The sequence below is a fragment of the Streptomyces sp. NBC_00876 genome (assembly GCF_045207435.1).
Classification (GTDB): domain Bacteria; phylum Actinomycetota; class Actinomycetes; order Streptomycetales; family Streptomycetaceae; genus Streptomyces.
In genome coordinates this window covers 4076367-4094432 of record NZ_CP108800.1, presented here as the reverse complement: position 1 = coordinate 4094432, position 18066 = coordinate 4076367, and the positions used below count along the sequence as shown (strand labels likewise).

Here is an 18066-nt window from a genome sequence, read left to right as displayed (position 1 = left end):
TCCCGAAGATCACCGGGGGCCGCGGCCCCTTCCGTACGGATCCGCTCAGCGCTTCTCGGCCTGGAGCCGGGCCACGTACGCGGCGGCCTGCGAGCGGCGCTCCATGCCCAGCTTGGAGAGCAGGCTGGAGACATAGTTCTTGATCGTCTTCTCGGCGAGGTGGAGCCGCTCACCGATCACCCGGTTCGTCAGCCCCTCGCCGATCAGGTCCAGGATCCTGCGCTCCTGGTCGGTCAGGCCCGCGAGCTTGTCGTCCCCGCGCCCCTTCTTGCCGTCGCGCAGCCGCTCCAGCACCCGCGCGGTGGCCACCGGGTCGAGCAGCGATTTCCCGGCCGCCACGTCCCGTACCGCATTCAGCAGTTCATTGCCGCGAATCGCCTTGAGCACATATCCGGAGGCCCCGGCCATGATCGCGTCGAAAAGCGCCTCGTCGTCGGCGTACGACGTCAGCATCAGGCAGTTGATGGAATCGTCCTGGGAACGGATCTCGCGGCACACCTCCACCCCGCTGCCGTCCGGCAGCCGTACGTCGAGGACGGCCACGTCGGGCCGGGTCGCGGGGATGCGCACCAGCGCGTCCGCCGCCGTACCGGCCTCGCCGACCACTTCGATGTCGTCCTCGACCGAGAGGAGCTCATGGACTCCGCGGCGGACGACTTCGTGGTCATCCAGCAGAAAAACAGTGATTTTTCCTTCTTTGCGCACAAACGCAGTCTCACACACTCCCCTCTTCCCTGCCGGTGTCGGGCGGGATAACGTGCCGTTGTTCCGGCGGCCTGCAAGGCTGTTACCAGTGCTGTGACCAGCGAGTGTTCCCGAATTCTTCGATTTACTTGGATATCCAAGCAAAATCGCAGGTCAGGAAGGGTTTCGCAGTTATGCGAAGCACTGGGTAACGTGCCTTTGACAGGGCGCTCGCCGGGGCACCTGTCACGCCTGTTCCCGGACCGAGCGGCACCCACCCCGTGCACGGGTACGGACACAGGCGAGCCGCACTGGTCTCCCGGCAGACCCCGGGGGCCGGACCGACGGAGGAGCACGCACGTGACCGTGGAGAGCACTGCTGCCGCGCGTAAACCGCGACGCAGCAGCAAGCGGACCAGCGCCGCGAAGACACCCGCGAAGACGCCACAGAGTTCCGGACCCGAACTCGTACAGCTGCTGACGCCCGAGGGCGAGCGCGTCGAGCACCCGGACTACTCGATCGACCTGACCGCGGACGAGCTGCGCGCTCTGTACCGGGACATGGTCCTGACCCGCCGCTTCGACGCGGAAGCCACCGCGCTCCAGCGCCAGGGCGAGCTGGGCCTGTGGGCCTCGCTGCTGGGCCAGGAGGCCGCGCAGATCGGCTCCGGCCGGGCGCTGCGCGACGACGACTACGTCTTCCCGACCTATCGTGAACACGGTGTGGCCTGGTGCCGCGGTGTCGACCCGACCAATCTGCTCGGGATGTTCCGCGGTGTGAACCACGGCGGCTGGGACCCGAACACCAACAACTTCCACCTGTACACGATCGTCATCGGCTCGCAGACGCTGCACGCCACCGGCTACGCCATGGGCGTCGCCAAGGACGGCGCGGACTCGGCCGTGATCGCGTACTTCGGCGACGGCGCCTCCAGCCAGGGCGACGTGGCCGAGGCGTTCACCTTCTCCGCGGTCTACAACGCGCCGGTCGTGTTCTTCTGCCAGAACAACCAGTGGGCGATCTCCGAGCCCACCGAGAAGCAGACCCGGGTGCCGCTCTACCAGCGCGCCCAGGGCTTCGGCTTCCCCGGCGTCCGCGTCGACGGCAACGACGTACTGGCCTGCCTGGCCGTCACCAAGTCGGCGCTGGAGCGGGCCCGCCGGGGCGAGGGTCCCACCCTCGTGGAGGCGTTCACCTACCGGATGGGCGCGCACACCACCTCCGACGACCCGACGAAGTACCGGGCCGACGAGGAGCGCGCCTCCTGGGAGGCCAAGGACCCGATCCTGCGTCTGCGCACCTACCTGGAGAAGGTGGGCGCGGCCGACGAGGCGTTCTTCACCGCACTCGACGAGGAGAGCGAGACCCTCGGCAAGCGGGTGCGTGAGGCGGTGCGGTCCATGCCGCAACCGGACCGGATGGCGATCTTCGACCACGCCTATGCCGACGGGAGCGCCCTCGTCGACGAGGAGCGCGCCCAGTTCGCCGCCTACCAGGCATCGTTCGCCGAGGAGGGCAAGTAGCCATGGCCGTGGAAAAGATGTCCATCGCGAAGGCGCTCAACGAGTCGCTGCGCAAGGCCCTCGACACCGACCCCAAGACCCTCATCATGGGTGAGGACGTCGGCAAGCTGGGCGGGGTCTTCCGGATCACCGACGGACTCCAGAAGGACTTCGGCGAGGACCGGGTGATCGACACCCCGCTCGCCGAGTCCGGCATCGTCGGCACCGCGATCGGCCTGGCCCTGCGCGGCTACCGGCCCATCGTGGAGATCCAGTTCGACGGCTTCGTCTTCCCCGCGTACGACCAGATCGTCACGCAGCTCGCGAAGATGCACGCCCGCTCGCTCGGCAAGATCAAGCTGCCGGTCGTCGTGCGCATTCCGTACGGCGGCGGCATCGGCGCCGTGGAGCACCACAGCGAGTCGCCCGAGGCGCTGTTCGCGCACGTCGCGGGCCTGAAGGTGGTCTCGCCCTCCAACCCGTCGGACGCCTACTGGATGATGCAGCAGGCCGTCCAGAGCGACGACCCGATCATCTTCTTCGAGCCGAAGCGCCGCTACTGGGACAAGGGCGAGGTCGACACCGAGTCCATCCCCGGCCAGCTGCACCGCGCGTCCGTCGCCCGCACCGGCACGGACCTCACGCTCGTCGCGTACGGCCCGATGGTGAAGGTCTGCCTGGAGGCCGCCGCGGCCGCCGAGGAGGAGGGCAAGTCGATCGAGGTCGTGGACCTCCGCTCGATGTCCCCGATCGACTTCGACGCCATCCAGGCCTCGGTCGAGAAGACCCGCCGGCTCGTCGTGGTCCACGAGGCGCCGGTGTTCTACGGCTCCGGGGCCGAGATCGCCGCTCGCATCACGGAGCGCTGCTTCTACCACCTGGAGGCACCCGTGCTGAGGGTCGGCGGCTACCACGTCCCGTACCCGCCGGCGCGGCTCGAGGACGAGTACCTGCCGGGTCTCGACCGTGTGCTCGACGCCGTCGACCGCTCGCTGGCGTACTGAGGACTGGGGCGTGACAACGATGACCGACACTTCCAACGCTGCTCGCTTCCGTGAGTTCAAGATGCCCGACGTGGGCGAGGGACTGACCGAGGCCGAGATCCTCAAGTGGTTCGTCCAGCCAGGCGACACCGTCACCGACGGCCAGGTCGTCTGCGAGGTCGAGACGGCGAAGGCCGCCGTGGAGCTGCCCATCCCGTTCGACGGTGTGGTGCACGAGCTGCGCTTCCCCGAGGGCACGACCGTCGACGTCGGCCAGGTGATCATCGCGGTGGACGTGGCACCGGGTTCCGGCGATGTGCCCGTGGCCGCCGAGCCCGTCCCCGCCCCCGCGCCCGTCGCGGAACCGGAGCCCGAGGCCGAGGCGCCGAAGGGCCGCCAGCCCGTGCTGGTGGGTTACGGCGTGGCCGAGTCCTCCACCAAGCGGCGCGCCCGCAAGGGCACGGAGGCGGCCCCCGCGGCCGCGGCCACGGCGATCCAGGGCGAGATGAACGGCCACGGCACCGGCCACACCGCGGTCGCCGAGGCCCGCCCGCTCGCCAAGCCGCCGGTCCGCAAGCTGGCCAAGGACCTGGGCATCGACCTGGCGACGGTCACCCCGACCGGCGACGGCGGCATCATCACCCGTGAGGACGTGCACGCGGCGGCGACGCCCGTACCGGCCCCCTCCGTGCCTGTTCCTTCCGTACCTTCCTCCGTACCGGTGCAGACCGAGGAGACGGTTCCGGCCCCGGCCGTGGCCGTCCCGGTCACGGCGGGTGCGCGCGAGACGCGTATCCCCGTCAAGGGCGTACGGAAGGCCATCGCGCAGGCGATGGTCGCCAGCGCGTTCACCGCGCCGCACGTCACCGAGTTCGTGACCCTCGACGTGACGCGCACGATGAAGCTCGTGGCGGAGCTCAAGGAGGACAAGGACATGGCGGGGGTGCGGGTCAACCCGCTCCTGATCATCGCCAAGGCCCTCCTGGTCGCGATCAAGCGGAACCCCGAGGTCAACGCCGCCTGGGACGAGGCGAACCAGGAGATCGTGCAGAAGCACTACGTCAACCTGGGCATCGCCGCCGCCACCCCGCGCGGACTGATCGTCCCGAACATCAAGGACGCGCACGACCAGACGCTGCCGCAGCTGGCCGCGTCCCTGGGCGAGCTGGTCTCCACGGCCCGCGAGGGCAAGACGTCCCCCGCCGCGATGGCGGGCGGCACGGTGACCATCACCAACGTCGGCGTCTTCGGCGTCGACACGGGCACGCCGATCCTGAACCCGGGCGAGTCCGCGATCCTCGCGGTCGGCGCGATCAAGCTCCAGCCCTGGGTCCACAAGGGCAAGGTGAAGCCCCGTCAGGTGACCACGCTGGCACTGTCGTTCGACCACCGCCTGGTCGACGGCGAGCTCGGCTCCAGGTTCCTGGCGGACATCGCCGCGGTCCTGGAACAGCCGAAGCGGCTGATCACCTGGGGGTAGTTGCCCCGGTGGTACGTGTTCGAGGTGGGCCCGCACGGAGTTCGTGCGGGCCCACTCGCGTGTGCGTGCTCGGGCCGAAGCGGGCGGCTCTGTCAGGCGGGGACGCCGGCACGGTTCAGGACGGCGGCCATCTCGCTCTCGGGGAGCGCGGGGTTGGCACCCGCACTGGAGGCCAGTTCGGGCACGTGAAGGGTCTCGCGGAGCCGGCGGATCGGCAGACGCGGATCACTGACCGCCGCCTGACGCGTCCAGACGGCGGGGTCATGGCTGAGCCGTTCGACCAGCGCGGGCGTGGCGGCCGGGTCCCGCACGGCCAGCCGACGGTAGTCCCCGTCCGGGTGGTCCGCGTAGCGGGCGGCGAGGCCCTCGCGGGGAAAGCGGGGGTGCGTCTGTGCCATCCAGGCGGAGAACGTCCCGCCGAGCCGCGCGTACACACGCATCAGGACCTCCTCCGGGGTGTCGGGGTGGTGAATACCCAGGAGGTTCTCCACCACCGGGTCCTCGACGCCTGCGAGGAGGTGCAGCAGGTCGGGTGGCAGGTAAGGGCTCCGGGCGGCGGTGCGCCGGAGCAGCGGGTGGGCGGAGGTCGCGGCCCGACGCAGCACCTCGGGGTCGGCGAGCCCGTCCCGTACCCACTGCACGCCGTCGCCCCTGTCGAGGTCCCCGACCGTGAAGTCGATCGCCATGCGCCGTGTCTCGTCCAGCTCGGGCCTGAGGGAGACGGCGAGCCGTACCGCCTCGTCTGGGTCGACGGCGAGACGCGCCACGAGGTCGGCGGGCAACGACGGGTTCTCGGCGAGGGCCGCCAGATGCGTCCTCTCGGCGACGCACCGTTCGGCGTCGGTCCGGACGAGGAGCCCGCGGCGCAGCGCCTCGGCAGCGGACTTCGGATCGCGGAGGAGTTCGGCGGTGACGCGTGCGTCCCGCCGGCACTCCCACAGAGCGGCGGCCCGCCGTACCTCGGGGTCGGGGTCGGCCAGCAGCGCCCACCGCTCGCCCGGCGCCAGGATCTCCCATGCACGCGCTGCACCCCGGCGCGCGGCCGGATCGTGGTGCGTAGCCAGCGAGGCCACGAACGACGGCACCAAGAGGGGCGAGTCCAGCAGGGCCGCTCGTACGGAAGCGTCGGGGTCGTCGAGCAAGCGGGCGCACACGGCGTCCGGCAGCGGCGCGACCGTCGTGCGCGGCTCGCTCCACTCGGGTCCGTACGCGAGGGCGGCCCGCACCTTGGGTGAGGGGTCGTCCGCAAGCCGGGCCCGCTGTGCGGGCTCGGCCCCGCCGCTCATCGCGAAGCCGATCCGGGCGCGCGGGTTCGGATGGGCCAGGATCACCGCGACCGCCTGATCGGGGAGTCCGGCTCGCTGGAGTGCGTAACGGGGCGGACCGTCACCGTCGCCGTCGAAGACCAGCAAGCGCAGCAGAAGCGGTGTCGGCAGCGCCGGATTGCGTGCGACTCCGTCCAGCGCGGATGCGTGGAACGCCACCATGATTCCCCCACCCCTGTGTATTCCCCGACGGGCCCGCGACCATGATCTCCCCTGTGTCCACCAGGAACCGCTGATCGGTATCGACTGTCCGGCCGGGTCTGCGCTGTCCGGGCGATTGGCCACGAGCCGCTCCGAGGGCCGACTACTCTGCGGGCATGCAGAGTCACCCGACGCAGTTACCCGAGGAGGCGTCCTGTGTCATCGAGTTGCGATCCCCAGCAGGCCCCCGCAGGCGACGTGGGCGCGGCGCTCATGATGATCGACTCCCGGCTCAAGAGCGTGTACGACGGCACGGCCGAGACCGATGCCGAACAACGGGCGCTGGTCGAGCAGTTCATCGCCTCGATGGGCCCCGGGGACGCCGATGACGTACTGGACGGCACCTGCACCCTCATCTACATGTTCACGACGTGGCTGCGGAAGGCTCATGAGGCCCACGACAAGGACGTCATCGAGTACGTGGTGCCCACCCTCGTGGCCTCGATGCGCATGATGCCCAAGAGCGTCGGCCCCGAGGCCATCCCCACCATGGCCGGCCTGGTCGTCGCCGCGGGCACCGGTCTGAGCCCCAGCCTGTGGCGCAAGCAGTACGGGGACTGGACCGAGGCGGAGATGACCCCTCTGGAGGCCACGGCCTTCCTGCTCGCGGAGCAGATCAACCGCATCACCGACGACCACGACTTCGCCACCCGCATGATCGCCGAAGCCCTGACCCGTGCGGACGAGGGCTGACGGGCCAGGCCTTCGCCGCGCGCTCCTCCGGATTCGCAGCCACCACGGTTCCGTACCCGCTTACCTACAGGCGCAGGGCGCCATGGAGAGGGACCTCTCCATGCTGCCCGACGAAGCATCAGCCGCTCGCCGGCCCGTCACTCTTTGATCGCCTCCGCACTCATCAAAGGGACGCGCCTTGTGCCTGCCCGTGACCGGCCGGCTGTCAGGACGGCACGGCGGGGCAGGTCGTGCCCCGAGGCGGGACTGCCAGGTCGGTGAGGTAGCCGTCCACGGCGTTCTCCATGCAGGGGCCGCTGGTGACGCTGCCGTGCCCCTGGCCCTCGTAGGTGAGGAGCACGCCGCTGCGACCGAGCTGCCGGGCCACCGAGACGGCCCACGGGTAGCCGGTGGCGGGATCGTGCCGCGCGTTGGACACCAGGATCGGTGGGGCACTGTGTGCGGCCAGGCGGTGCTGCGGGTTGGCGGTCGGCGCGCCCAGACATGCCGCCACCATGTGGATCGGCAGCAGGTAGGGCAGATCAGGCGCGGTCCTCCTCATCGCGGCGACGAGTGAGGCGTACTCCTGGTAGTCGCGTACGGGCAGGTGCCAGTCCGAGCAGAAGACCGGGGTGGCCGGAGGCAGCGGCGCCGTCGAGGTGGGCGACGCCGGCAGCGGCCTGCTCGCGTCCATCCCCGCGATCACCGTGGCCAGACCCGCGTAGTCGGCGTCATAGAACTTCCGGAACGCGTTCCTGTTGACCAGATCCGAAGGCGACAGCGACATGCCCGGCTTCGCCGGGTCCTCCAACTCACCGCGTCCGGCCCGGTCCAACAGGCCCTGCCAGACGGAGCGGACGTCGCGCCCGTGCAGCGCGCAGTTCGCGGCACCGTCGCACCACTTCACGAACTCCTGGAACGAATCCTCGGCCGTGGCCGCCTCTGAACGCAGGAAGTCCCGGGTGGTCGGGACGCTGTGGTCCATGACGCTTTCCAGCACCATCGCGCGCACGCGCCGCGGGTAGGTCTCGGCGTACTGCGCGCCGAGCAGGGTGCCGTACGAACTGCCGTGGAAGGTCAGCTTCCGCTCGCCGATGGCGGCCCGGAGAGCGTCCAGGTCCCGGACCGTCCGGGCGGTGTCGAGGTGGTCGAACACGGGGCCGGTACGGGCCCGGCAGTCGGCACGGAGTCGTGCGTTGTACGCCACGGTGGCGTCGAAATCCGCCTGGCTCCCCAGCTCCGGCGACGGCCGCTCGGCAAGCAGTCCGCCGGAGCAGGTCACCGGGTTGCTGTCGCCCACGCCGCGCGGGTCGAAGCTGACGATGTCGAACCTGCGGCGGACTTCGGGGCTGAACCGGCTGATACGGCCGACCACCATCTCCACACCCGAGTCGCCCGGCCCACCGGGGCCGAACACCATCGAGCCGATGCGTGCGCCGGGGTCGGTGGCCTTGCGGCGGGCCACGGCCAGATCGAGTCTCGGCCCGGCGGGGCGGTCCCAGTCGACCGGCACCGAAAGTACGGCGCACTCGGCTCCCGGCTTCGCCGGGTCGGCACACGGTGCCCACCGCAGGGCCCCGGCTGCCGCGGACGGTAACGCGTGGGCCGCAGGCTCGGCGGCGAGGCCGGTGGTGACGGCCATCGCGGCTCCCACGGCCATGGCCGTGCCGCGCGTGGCGATGAGCCGCAGCGCGGATCTGTCCTTGAACGGCATGGATCCTCCTGGTGGAGTGAGCGGTTGTGCCCGTGCCAGGCGTACGGCCCCGGCCGGGACGCTGCCGCCACGCTAGGTGCGCTGCCGCCCGTGCGGTGCCCGTGTCAGGGGTTTCTCCGGGTCGGATCGGGGGCCGCTCAGGGGCGTTCGGGGTGCAGGGCGAAAGGCGTTCGGGGCCGGGCGCCGGGGGAGGGGCTCCGTCGCGGCAAGGGCCACCCGATACGACCGGCCGTCACGGGCAGCCCGATATTGGGAGTGATTTGGGCGCTCGCTCGCGCATCCGAGGCCGTCCAGGAGCCTCTGCCGCGCCCATTTCGCTTCCAACTTTTCCGCCGTCGATGTCGGACGCCGCTGGGCGGGCCGTTCGCGTCACGGAGTTGCTGGTGTGTTCGCCCGCTGCCGCACGGTGAGTTCGGCGAAGACGGTCTTGCCGACGGTGCGCGGCTCGACGCCCCAGCGGTCGGCGAGCCGGGCGACGATGAGGAGCCCCCGCCCGTAGCAGTCGTCGGCGCCCGCCTTGCGCAGTCCGGGGAGTCGTTCGCCGCGGGGGTCGCTGACCTCGATGCGGAGGGTGGTGGCGGTGAGGGCGAGGTGTACCCGGAAGAGCCGGCCCCGCATGCAGCCGTGGAGTAAGGCGTTGGTGGCCAACTCGCTGACGAGGAGGGCGGCTTCGCCCGCGTAGCGGGGGTGCCCCCACTCGGCGACCAGCCGTGCGGCCCGGCGGCGGCAGAGGGTGACGCTGCGGGCGGTGGGCGTGTAGTCGAGGCGGTCCTCTTGGAGCGGGGGTGCCGGGGTGGGGTCGGGCTCGGGCTCGGGAGCGGGGGCTTCTTGGGTTGCGGTCATGGTCGCGTGCCTCTCTGTTGAGGTGCGGGCGGTGGCAATGCCGCGCCTGCGCTGGGCAGGGCGGTGCACTTCCGCTGACGGTTCCGCAGGGTGAGCGGCCGAGGCCCGACAGTAGCGACGCATAGTTCTCACGCTCAAGTGCTTCAGGAATATATTCCTCAAACGAGCTAACGGGCACTGCTTGATGGGTAGTTGCTGGCACACTGAGCACGATCAGCGGGAGGGCTACATGCAGAGATCCGGATCCGGCACAGGCAGCAAGCAGGCATCGACCGTGCTCGGCCGTCGCTTGGGTGGTGAGCTGCAACGGCTCCGCCTGGACGCTGGAATGACGCAACAGCAGGCGGCTGAGTACCTCAGCGCGACTGCGACCAAGGTCGTCAAGATGGAGAGCGGCTTGGTTCCAGTCCGTGATCCGGATATCCGGGCGCTGTGCCAGTTGTACGGGCTGACGGACCATGCTGTTCTCGTGGGGCTGCTGGACATTGCGAAGACGGACCGTGAGCGCAGAAAGATCAAAGGTTGGTGGGACGACGGGCTGGTACCTGGTGCGGCGTCCTATATCGCTATGGAAGACGGCGCACTCCGGAATCGGCAGTGGCAGCTCTCTTTGATCCCCGGTCTATTCCAGACGGCTGAGTACACCAGGGCTATGGGTGTGGCGGACTCGCTGTGGGAGAACCTGGACCAGGTCGAGGCAGTGGTATCGACTCGGGCCCGACGTCAGCAGCGGCTACACGGCGACAATCCGTTGCTGATGCACGCTGTGATCTGGGAGGCTGCCCTCAGGCAGATGGTCGGCGGCTCCGCGGTCATGAGGCGTCAGCTCAACCACCTGTGTGAGCTGGCTGAACTGCCCAACGTCCATATCCAGGTGCTCCCGTTTCGAGTAGGCGGGCACAGCGGGGTCAGCGGGCCGTTCAATATCTTGTCGTTCGGTGAAGATGAGGCTGTGGACGTGGTCCACATGGATACGCCGCGCTCTGAGATCTGGATCGAGGATGCGGAGCGGAGTGCGGTGTTTGCTGGGATGTTCAACAGCCTGTCGCGTTCAGGTCTGTCGCCTCACGACTCGATGCAGCTCATGCAGAGCATCGGTAAAGGGATGAGTGAGTGAAGTTGTTCCAGTTCGCCAAGTCCAGTTACAGCACCCTGGAGAACGACTGCGTAGAGGTCGCCCGCAACATCCCCGGCACCGTCGCCGTCCGCGACTCCAAACGGGCCGCCGGCCCCGTCCTCCTCCTCGCCCCCACCGCATGGGACGCCTTCCAGGCGGCCCTGCGCCGAGCATAGGTACCGGCGCCGGCGGGCCCACAACACGGGACCACCGACCCCGAACCCGACCCCGGAATTCGGCGCGTGGCCCTCAGTGGTCCACGGTCTCGGTCCACGGTCCCGGCAACGCCGCCCGGACGCCGTCCAACGCCTCCCGCGTCAGCGCGCGGACGTACAGCCAACCCAGCTCCGACTCCTCGTCCGAGCGGTCCTCGTGCACCAGGACATCGGCGCCCGCGTACCAGCGGTGCGCGTTGTCCCGGCCGCCGGGGGAAAGCAGCGGCGGTATGAGGGTGAGCGACCGCTCAAGGCGCGCGGCGTCGGGGGCCAGGCACTCGCGGCGCCACCCGCCCCAGTCGCCGCACAGAGAGTTCTCCGACATCACCGTCTCCACGCACGCGGCGGAGAAGCGGTCGGCGAACGGCTCCCAGTCGTCGTACGCCGGTGAACTCCCGTCGATCAGCACGGGCGGGTCGGTCTCCGTGATCCGGTCGAGCGGCACAGCGACCTGGTACAGCCAGAACCTCTCCGCCTGCCACATCAGAGCGGCGCCGTCCGCCTCCAACTCCTCGGGGGGCAGGAGCAGCCTCGACCCGTACAGCAGGTCGTGACGGCGCCCGAACCTGGAGTACAACTCCCGCATCGCTTCCGGCAGTCGAAACCCGAGCCGCAGCTCCGCAGCGGCGAGATCGGCCTCCGGGAAGCCGTCATCCGGCCCTGCCGGCGCGCCGAGACGTGCAGCGAACCGCTCGATGAAACGCCAGGCCGCCGCGGGGCCCGTGAGGGCCTCGGGAAGCTCTACGCGGAGATCGAAGGCCTCAGGCATCCGTACACCCGAAGGGCTTACCGGGCTGCCGACACCGTCCTCGCGGGATGTCGGCCTGGCAGCGTTCACCAGCCGACCAGGTCCATGGACCTGCGCGCGAGCCAGTCCGTAAAGGACACGGGCTGACCATTCAGGTTCAGAGGCAGGATCTGGTCGCAGCTGGCCCGGCCGTCGAACCACAGTGAGCCGTCGTGCGGACCGGTGACAACGAGCAGGGTCGAGAAGCCACAGCCGTTGTCCTGGATGAATACAGCGCCGGACGTCTTATGCTCCTGGAACACCTCGTATTCGGCGTTCCACTGCTCACACGCTGCCTGGTAGGCGCTGGGGTCCGGGAAGTCCTCCGGCAGCGGCTCGCGTGCGTCCAGCTCGTCCTCATAGGCGCGGTAGGAGTCGGGATGCGGGAAGGCGGTGGTGAGCAGGTCGTAGTTGGTGTCCGAGTCCCCATGCCAGCCCCAGCCTGCCGTGGATCGGCATAGACGGTTCACCGCGCCGCCGGCGTCCTGCCGGAGCAAGTATTCCCGGTACTGGTCCGGGAACGCGATGCCCAGTTCCGCCTCCGCTTCGCAGATCTCCACTTCGGACAACGGCGCCGCCGGGCAGGCACCCTGCCGCGAGGGGGAAGAGCTGAGCTCGTCAAAGCGCCGCCCCCGGGCCATGCGTTGTGCTTCCGCTATCCAGTCGGTCGTCATACGGGTGAGGTTAGACCGAGCGATTCGGACTCTGCCGTGATGTGGGAGCGCCCCGCCATGTTCTCGAGGTGTGAAGAACAAGCAGGCTCGTACTGCGATGTCGCACCGTGCGTTCTGCGGCATCTCGGCACAGCATCTTGGAGAGTTGATTGCCGAGCTCGCGACTGGCTGGGATGCACGATGTGAGTCAGACCGATACAAGCGGCGGCGTGGGGCCCGGAGCCGGAAGGCCGGCGCCGGACCCAAGTACGATCTCGTCTTCACCGACCGGGTCCTGGTGACGCTCGTCCGCCTGCGGACGGGACCGACCCACGAGGCACTCGGAGCGATCTACGACGTGGGCTCCTCCATGATCGGGCGGGCGATCCACGAGATCCGTCCGCTGCCGGCCACGCGTGGATTCGCCGTGCCCGACCGGCCCGGCCTTCGGCTACGAACACTGGAGGACGTGTTCGCCTGTGCCGCGGCCGAGAACGTCACGCTGCGGATCGACGGCACCGAGACCCAGGTCCGCCGCCCGCAGGCGCACTGCCCCGGACGCCGAGCCTTCGTCTCCGGCAGGCGTAGGCAGAACACGATCAAATCAATCGCGGGGCAGGCCGTAAGACTTGTCCCGCAACAGGGTGGCGCCCCGTACCGATCCCGGATCGGACCATGTCAGTGCCTGGTGACAGGATCCGAGGGTGCTGATCAAGGGATACGACGACGGCCCGCTGGTGGCGGGCGAGCCACTGCTGGCCCGCCTGGGCTTCTGGTCGAACTACCTTTTGGTGATGTGCAGTGACGGGGCATGTGCCGAGCGGCCGGCTCCGGAGTGGTTCGGCGATGACGGCGCCGATGCCGATGCCATGTCCGAGGTCCTCTTCGATCCCGAACGCTGGCCGACGTTCCGAGTGCCCGCCGAAGATGGTCCCGGAGCTGTGGTGATCTACCGCAATCTGGTCGGCGACTACGGCACCGACTACCTCCTCACTCACCCGGACAGGAGCTGCACCCAGCAGATCGCCAGCTGGGAAGGAGATTTCTCGGGTATCGGCCTGACTTGGCACGAACTGGTCCGCATCGCTGACAACCCTTCCATCGCGGCCGAAGGCGTCCAGGACACAGCCACCCGCCTGCTGCTGGTCCTTCCCCTCCTTGCGGACCCGGACCTGCCGGAGGCGGCTCGGGCAAGGCTCACCGCCTCCCTGACTGCGGTCGGCGCGCCACAAGACACGGCCTCCAACGCGGCGGAGCACCTGCTTGCCCACCTGGAGAGAAGGTCCCGCCATGATCCCACGTGGGAGTCTCCCCTGAGCGGCAGCCAAACGGCAGGTCAACCCTCATCGGCGTGAGGGCGCAGACGCGGTCTGCAAGGGCCGGTCGTGGGCCTTCCGCTGGGGGGATGCCGGACAGCGGGGCGGTCTGCCGCATCGTCAAGTCGGCCGCCAGTACGCCGTGACGAGCAGCGGCCGGTGGTGATCCATTGCAAGGGGTTCGTGGCAATCCCGGCGTGGATACGTCCGACTACGGTGTCAGCACGATCCTGCCGAAGACCTCGCCCGCGTCCATTTTCTGGTGCGCCAGGACGGCTGCGGCCAGTGGCAGCACCTCGTGCACCACTGTTTCGATCTCGCCCCGGCCCGCTGCGGCGAACTGCTCGTTCCGCACGGCACGCCGTTCGGCTGCGGTGACGGTGGCTGCGCTGAATGCGGCGAAGGACATCGACTTCTGGAACGCCGCCATGATCTTCGTGCCGAAGTCCGCCGGTGGCAGGCCCGCGACAGCGCCCACGGCCACCATGCGGCCGTTCGGGTTGAGCCGGTCGAAGAACGAGGGCATGTCCTTGCCGGCCACCACGTCGATGATGACGTCATAGCCTGCGGGAGACGGTTCCCCTCCGTCGCCGGAGCGGTCCAGCACGTGGGTCGCGCCGAGACGTCTCAGCCGCTCGCCGCGCCCGGCCGAGGAGGTGGTGACCGCCACTGCGGCGGCGCCGCCGCGAGCGGCGAGTTGCACCGTCATGATCCCGATGCTGCCGGCCGCACCACGCACCAGGACCGTCTCCCCCGGAGCGAAGTGGGCGTGGCGGAGCCCGAAGTGGGCCACCACGCCGGAGCTGCCGAGTGTCACCGCATCGACTGCGGACAGGTTCACGGGCAGGGAAACCAGCTCCTCGACCGGCGCGAGGGCCTGTTCGACGTAGCCTCCGCCGGTTCCCGTGAAGGCCCACACCCGCTCGCCGATCCACGACGCGTCGACGCCGTCGCCGACCGCGGTCACGGTGCCCGCCACCTCGCTGCCCGGGATGTGCCCCTCCTTGAAGCCGTAGGCGGCCAGGGCCCCGCTTCTGATCAGGGTGTCGACACCACCGACGCCCACCGCCTCGGTGGCTATCAGTACCTGCCCGGCAGCAGGTGCGGGTGCCGGAAGGTCGACAACAGCCAGGCCGTCAGGACCTCCGAACGTCTGGATCGAGATTGCCTTCAATGCGGTCTCCAGGTTGTCGGACAGCTCAAGCACGAGGGCTTCTACGTCCCGGACGGTAACGGACGCCCCCGTCCGTTTAGGTAAAGTGAGAGTGGTGACCGACCGTTTGCCTCATACGTTGCGTTCCGACGCGCTGGACAACCGCGAACGCATCCTCGACGCGGCCCGAGCACTGTTCTCCACCGATGGCCTGGACGTGCCGATGCGGGAGGTCGCGCGGCGTGCCGGGGTGGGACCTGCCACCTTGTACCGTCGCTTCCCGACCAAGCAGGTGCTGGTCGCCGAGGCCTTCGCGGACCAGCTGAACGCATGTCGCGCCATTGTCGACGAGGGGTGCGGCGATCCCGATCCGTGGCGTGGCCTGTGCCTGGTGATCGAGAGGATCTGTGAGCTGCACGCACGCGATCGAGGCTTCACCGAAGCTTTCCTGTCGACCTACCCGGAGGTGCAGGATGTCGCCGCAGGCCGGGAGTACACGGTGAAAGCAGTCGCCGGACTGGCTCGGCGAGCCAAGGAAGCGGGGCGCCTGCGGTCCGACTTCGTCATGGACGACCTGATTCTCGTACTCATGGCCAACAAGGGGATCCACGCCGCATCGACCGCCGGCCAGGTCAAGGCCTCCCGACGCTTCGCGGCGTTGGCGATCCAGGCGTTCGAAGCCTGCCCTCGGCACACACCACTGCCACCGGCGGCACGGCTGGCATCCGCAGCACCGGACAGCACCTGACCGTGGGCGAGCGGTGGGTGCTTCGCCGTCTCCACGGGCCCTTCTACCCTTGAGGGCAAGGCCACTTGGCCGTTGTGGACCTACCTGGACATCCGGGGGATGTCCCCCTGTGGATCCACCAGCCCGCCGGATGTCGCCCCCGCGCGCGTTCCGCGATCGTCGATCCCCTGACGCAGATCGCGTACAGGGAGAGGAACACCTTGCGACACGGGATTCCCAGGGCGGCAACGGCACTCGTAGCACTGGCCCTTGCCGGCGGGGCGATCGTCCCCGCCGCCGCGGCGCCACGGCCGACCGTCGACGGCGTCTGGCGGGTGAACGGCTACGGCACCGTCCTGTCGATCGCGCACGGGCGGCTGCAGCAGTACCAGACCACCGCGTTGGGCTGCCTCAGGGGCGAACCCGCGCAGCAGACCGCACCGGGTGTGTACAGGTCCGGCGACGGGACGCTCCTCACCGTACGGGCGTCCGGGTCGTTGCGGCTGTCCGGTTCGGCCGGGTACCGGGAACTGCGGCGGCTCGGCAGGCTTCCGGCCGCTTGCGAGCAGCCCGCAACCGATGACGGCCCGCTGACGACGTTCGACGTCTTCTGGCAGTCCTTCGAGGAGAACTACCCCTTCTTTGCCGCCAAGGGCATCGACTGGCATGCCGTACGCGACACGTACCGGCCGAAGGTGCACGCGGGCACGTCCAGGGACGAACTCTTCGCCCTCTTCAGCGAGATGGTGAAGCCGCTGCACGACGCGCACGTCACCGTCTTCGACGGCGAGCGCCGCTACTCCCAGGTCCGCCCGGGTACGGCCGATATCGGTGGGGATCTGGACACCAAGGTGAAGGACTACATCGTGCGGAGCGACCTGGACGGCGAGCCGCTGCGGGAGTTCGGGAACGGCCGGATCAGCTACGCGGATCTGCCCGGTGGGCAGGGCTATCTTCGGCTCTCCGGGTTCGCCGGCTACAGCAGCGAGGAGGGGCATGAGTACGCCGCAGAGCTGGCCGAGCTCGACAAGGCGCTGGATGCCGTGTTCACCGCCGAGCGCACGGCTTCGCTCACCGGTCTCGTCATCGACCTGCGGATCAACGGGGGCGGCGCGGACGCCCTCGGCCTGCACCTGGCCGAGCGCCTGACCGACTCCTCGTACACCGCCTACCGCAAGCGCACCCAGTACACCCGGCCGCAGCCCGTCCCCGTGAGGCCCGCTCGCGGGGTTCCCCGCTACGGCGGTCCGGTGGCCGTGCTGACGGCCGCGACGACGTTCAGTGCGGGTGAGACGTTCACCCAGGCCCTCATCGACCGGCCCGGCAGGACCGTCCGGATCGGGGAGAACACCCAGGGCGTCTTCTCGGATGCCCTGGACCGCACGCTGCCCAACGGCATGGCGGTCTGGCTCCCGAACGAGGAGTTCCTCACATGCCGGGGAGGGACCTTCGACGGCGCGGGCATCCCGCCCCACATCCGTACACCGGTCTTCACCGAGGAGGAGTTCGCGACGGACCACGACTCGGCCTTCGACGCGGCGGTCGCGGTGCTACGGGAGCAGAAGCTGTAGGGAGAAGCCACGTGTCCGTCCGGTGTGTCGGGTCACGGGTCTGTCCCAGCGGGCGGCGGCCGCGTACGAGTGCGCAACCGTGGCGGGACGTGCCCTCCCGGCAGGCCTGGCGGCGGGTTCCGGTTCGGCGCGCCCGGTGGGGAGGGGCGTACCGGCAGTCGGTGCGTGTAACAGGCATGTCTTGGGCGGTGGTTCGGCGGAACGGTGCGGCGGGCCTGCCGCTCTTGTGGATCAGTAACGCTCGCTCGTACCCGACTCGTACGGAGCGGCCGGTCCCGTTCACCGATGCTGAGGAAGAAATGATGCGCGCTCACAGGATCACCTTCGCCGCCCTGGTCGTTGCCGCCGGTCTCTCGCTCACCGCCTGCCAGAACGGCGACGACGGTGCGGCGGCGAGTGACCCGTCGTCGTCCTCCTCGGCCTCCGCCGCGTCCTCCTCGGGAGGCGGTTCGGGCTCGGGCGGTTCGGATCAGGACAGCGGGAAGGGCTCCGCCGGCAGCGGCTCCGACGACAAGGGCACGGCCGCCCCCGCCGACTCGGGATCCGGCTCCGGCTCCGGATCCGGCTCCGGTGACAACGGCTCGGCCCCCAAGTGCACCACCGACGGGCTGAAGATCACGGCGCAGGACGGTTTCATCGACGGCGACCCCGACGGCAGCGTAGTGGTGGCCTTGACGAACGGCAGTGGCGCCGACTGCGTGATCTCCGGGTTCGCGGGCGTCGACCTGAAGACCAACGCGGGGGACATCTCCGCCACGCGCAAGGGCGAGCCCGGTGACCCGTACATCCTCAAGAACGGCAAGGAAATCGACTTCTACATCAGCTACCCGCTCAATGAGACGGGCGGCTCCGGCGTCCGCATCACGGGGCTGGTGGTGACCCCGCCGAACGAGACGAAGTCGGTCACCCTCGACTGGCCGGGCCAGGCCTCGCTGCCCGTCACGGACGGTTCCGGCTCCCCGGTGCTGGTGGGCCCGATCGGCAGCGCCGGCCAGGGCGGCTGACCCGGGCGGTTCGGGCGCGGTCGGGAGAGAAGCCCCCGATTGCCGCGCCGGCGGCCCGGACACGCAGTCGGCGATGAGGGCGTTCGTGGACCAGGAACTGTGCGGGGCTGCTGCCCCC

The 18066-nt window shown here is 69.6% G+C and carries 18 protein-coding genes; 11 read left to right on the top strand and 7 right to left on the bottom strand.

All coding sequences use genetic code 11. From position 1 onward, the window contains the following. Positions 1-45: 45 nt before the first annotated feature. Entirely contained in the window at positions 46-705 is a 660-nt protein-coding gene (locus OG782_RS17940) for a response regulator (RefSeq protein WP_406452152.1), read from the bottom strand. 339 nt (positions 706-1044) lie between these two features. On the opposite strand from OG782_RS17940, the gene pdhA reads away from it, so the two are divergent. From pdhA to OG782_RS17925, 3 genes are read left to right on the top strand one after another with little or no spacing between them, the layout of a single operon-like run. Beyond that, positions 1045-2208 (top strand): pyruvate dehydrogenase (acetyl-transferring) E1 component subunit alpha, encoded by a 1164-nt coding sequence (gene pdhA / locus OG782_RS17935; protein ID WP_406452150.1) that lies wholly within the window; start codon positions 1045-1047, stop codon positions 2206-2208. A gap of 2 nt (positions 2209-2210) precedes the next feature. Continuing rightward, positions 2211-3191 (top strand): alpha-ketoacid dehydrogenase subunit beta, encoded by a 981-nt coding sequence (locus OG782_RS17930; protein WP_406452148.1) that lies wholly within the window; start codon positions 2211-2213, stop codon positions 3189-3191. A 10-nt stretch (positions 3192-3201) separates the two neighbouring features. Beyond that, a complete protein-coding gene (locus OG782_RS17925) occupies positions 3202-4650 on the top strand; it encodes a dihydrolipoamide acetyltransferase family protein (RefSeq protein WP_406452146.1) in 1449 nt (482 codons plus the stop codon). Positions 4651-4742: 92 nt separating this feature from the next. Here OG782_RS17925 and OG782_RS17920 read toward each other — a convergent pair whose 3' ends face one another. Beyond that, positions 4743-6137 carry a Mucin-2 gene (locus OG782_RS17920; RefSeq protein WP_406452144.1) on the bottom strand — a complete coding sequence of 465 codons (1395 nt, stop codon included), beginning with the start codon at positions 6135-6137 and terminating at the stop codon, positions 4743-4745. A gap of 195 nt (positions 6138-6332) precedes the next feature. Between OG782_RS17920 and OG782_RS17915 the strand changes: the two genes are divergently transcribed. Beyond that, on the top strand, positions 6333-6869 hold the full coding sequence (locus tag OG782_RS17915) for a hypothetical protein (protein ID WP_406452142.1): 537 nt from the start codon (positions 6333-6335) through the stop codon (positions 6867-6869). A 205-nt stretch (positions 6870-7074) separates the two neighbouring features. Here OG782_RS17915 and OG782_RS17910 read toward each other — a convergent pair whose 3' ends face one another. Further along, positions 7075-8562, bottom strand: a complete 1488-nt coding sequence (locus OG782_RS17910) for an alpha/beta hydrolase (RefSeq protein ID WP_406452140.1) — start codon at positions 8560-8562, stop codon at positions 7075-7077. A 369-nt stretch (positions 8563-8931) separates the two neighbouring features. Continuing rightward, on the bottom strand, positions 8932-9405 hold the full coding sequence (locus OG782_RS17905; RefSeq protein ID WP_406452139.1) for an ATP-binding protein: 474 nt from the start codon (positions 9403-9405) through the stop codon (positions 8932-8934). A 229-nt stretch (positions 9406-9634) separates the two neighbouring features. Here OG782_RS17905 and OG782_RS17900 point away from each other — a divergent pair, with 229 nt between their 5' ends. Next, positions 9635-10522 (top strand): helix-turn-helix domain-containing protein, encoded by an 888-nt coding sequence (locus OG782_RS17900; RefSeq protein ID WP_406452137.1) that lies wholly within the window; start codon positions 9635-9637, stop codon positions 10520-10522. After that, a complete protein-coding gene (locus OG782_RS17895) occupies positions 10519-10698 on the top strand; it encodes a DUF397 domain-containing protein (RefSeq protein WP_406452135.1) in 180 nt (59 codons plus the stop codon). Before OG782_RS17900 ends, OG782_RS17895 begins: the two co-directional genes overlap by 4 nt. Before the next feature lie 73 nt (positions 10699-10771). Here OG782_RS17895 and OG782_RS17890 read toward each other — a convergent pair whose 3' ends face one another. After that, positions 10772-11506 carry a hypothetical protein gene (locus tag OG782_RS17890; protein WP_406452133.1) on the bottom strand — a complete coding sequence of 245 codons (735 nt, stop codon included), beginning with the start codon at positions 11504-11506 and terminating at the stop codon, positions 10772-10774. A 65-nt stretch (positions 11507-11571) separates the two neighbouring features. After that, complete coding sequence (locus tag OG782_RS17885) at positions 11572-12198, bottom strand: SMI1/KNR4 family protein (RefSeq protein ID WP_406452131.1); 627 nt, start codon at positions 12196-12198, stop codon at positions 11572-11574. A 97-nt stretch (positions 12199-12295) separates the two neighbouring features. Here OG782_RS17885 and OG782_RS17880 point away from each other — a divergent pair, with 97 nt between their 5' ends. Then, a complete protein-coding gene (locus tag OG782_RS17880) occupies positions 12296-12982 on the top strand; it encodes a transposase family protein (protein WP_406459129.1) in 687 nt (228 codons plus the stop codon). Further along, positions 12882-13532 carry a hypothetical protein gene (locus tag OG782_RS17875; protein ID WP_406452129.1) on the top strand — a complete coding sequence of 217 codons (651 nt, stop codon included), beginning with the start codon at positions 12882-12884 and terminating at the stop codon, positions 13530-13532. The genes OG782_RS17880 and OG782_RS17875 overlap by 101 nt, the downstream gene beginning before the upstream one ends. A 172-nt stretch (positions 13533-13704) precedes the next feature. Here OG782_RS17875 and OG782_RS17870 read toward each other — a convergent pair whose 3' ends face one another. After that, positions 13705-14667, bottom strand: a complete 963-nt coding sequence (locus OG782_RS17870; RefSeq protein WP_406459127.1) for a zinc-binding dehydrogenase — start codon at positions 14665-14667, stop codon at positions 13705-13707. A gap of 94 nt (positions 14668-14761) precedes the next feature. Between OG782_RS17870 and OG782_RS17865 the strand changes: the two genes are divergently transcribed. The 3 genes from OG782_RS17865 to OG782_RS17855 all read left to right on the top strand — a co-directional run bounded on the left by OG782_RS17865 (position 14762) and on the right by OG782_RS17855 (position 17948). Further along, positions 14762-15394 carry a TetR/AcrR family transcriptional regulator gene (locus tag OG782_RS17865; protein ID WP_406452127.1) on the top strand — a complete coding sequence of 211 codons (633 nt, stop codon included), beginning with the start codon at positions 14762-14764 and terminating at the stop codon, positions 15392-15394. Positions 15395-15594: 200 nt separating this feature from the next. Next, a complete protein-coding gene (locus tag OG782_RS17860; RefSeq protein ID WP_406452125.1) occupies positions 15595-16944 on the top strand; it encodes a S41 family peptidase in 1350 nt (449 codons plus the stop codon). A gap of 302 nt (positions 16945-17246) precedes the next feature. Further along, complete coding sequence (locus OG782_RS17855) at positions 17247-17948, top strand: DUF4232 domain-containing protein (RefSeq protein WP_406452123.1); 702 nt, start codon at positions 17247-17249, stop codon at positions 17946-17948. Positions 17949-18066: the final 118 nt, after the last annotated feature.

What these genes read in the sequence shown, in the direction of transcription:
- OG782_RS17920 (WP_406452144.1), bottom strand. Translation starts at nt 6,137, where the DNA reads ATGGTGGCGTTCCACGCATCCGCGCTGGACGGAGTCGCACGCAATCCG.
- OG782_RS17855 (WP_406452123.1), top strand. Translation starts at nt 17,247, where the DNA reads ATGCGCGCTCACAGGATCACCTTCGCCGCCCTGGTCGTTGCCGCCGGT.
- OG782_RS17880 (WP_406459129.1), top strand. Translation starts at nt 12,296, where the DNA reads ATGTCGCACCGTGCGTTCTGCGGCATCTCGGCACAGCATCTTGGAGAG.
- OG782_RS17905 (WP_406452139.1), bottom strand. Translation starts at nt 9,405, where the DNA reads ATGACCGCAACCCAAGAAGCCCCCGCTCCCGAGCCCGAGCCCGACCCC.
- OG782_RS17900 (WP_406452137.1), top strand. Translation starts at nt 9,635, where the DNA reads ATGCAGAGATCCGGATCCGGCACAGGCAGCAAGCAGGCATCGACCGTG.
- OG782_RS17930 (WP_406452148.1), top strand. Translation starts at nt 2,211, where the DNA reads ATGGCCGTGGAAAAGATGTCCATCGCGAAGGCGCTCAACGAGTCGCTG.
- OG782_RS17890 (WP_406452133.1), bottom strand. Translation starts at nt 11,506, where the DNA reads ATGCCTGAGGCCTTCGATCTCCGCGTAGAGCTTCCCGAGGCCCTCACG.
- OG782_RS17910 (WP_406452140.1), bottom strand. Translation starts at nt 8,562, where the DNA reads ATGCCGTTCAAGGACAGATCCGCGCTGCGGCTCATCGCCACGCGCGGC.
- OG782_RS17885 (WP_406452131.1), bottom strand. Translation starts at nt 12,198, where the DNA reads ATGACGACCGACTGGATAGCGGAAGCACAACGCATGGCCCGGGGGCGG.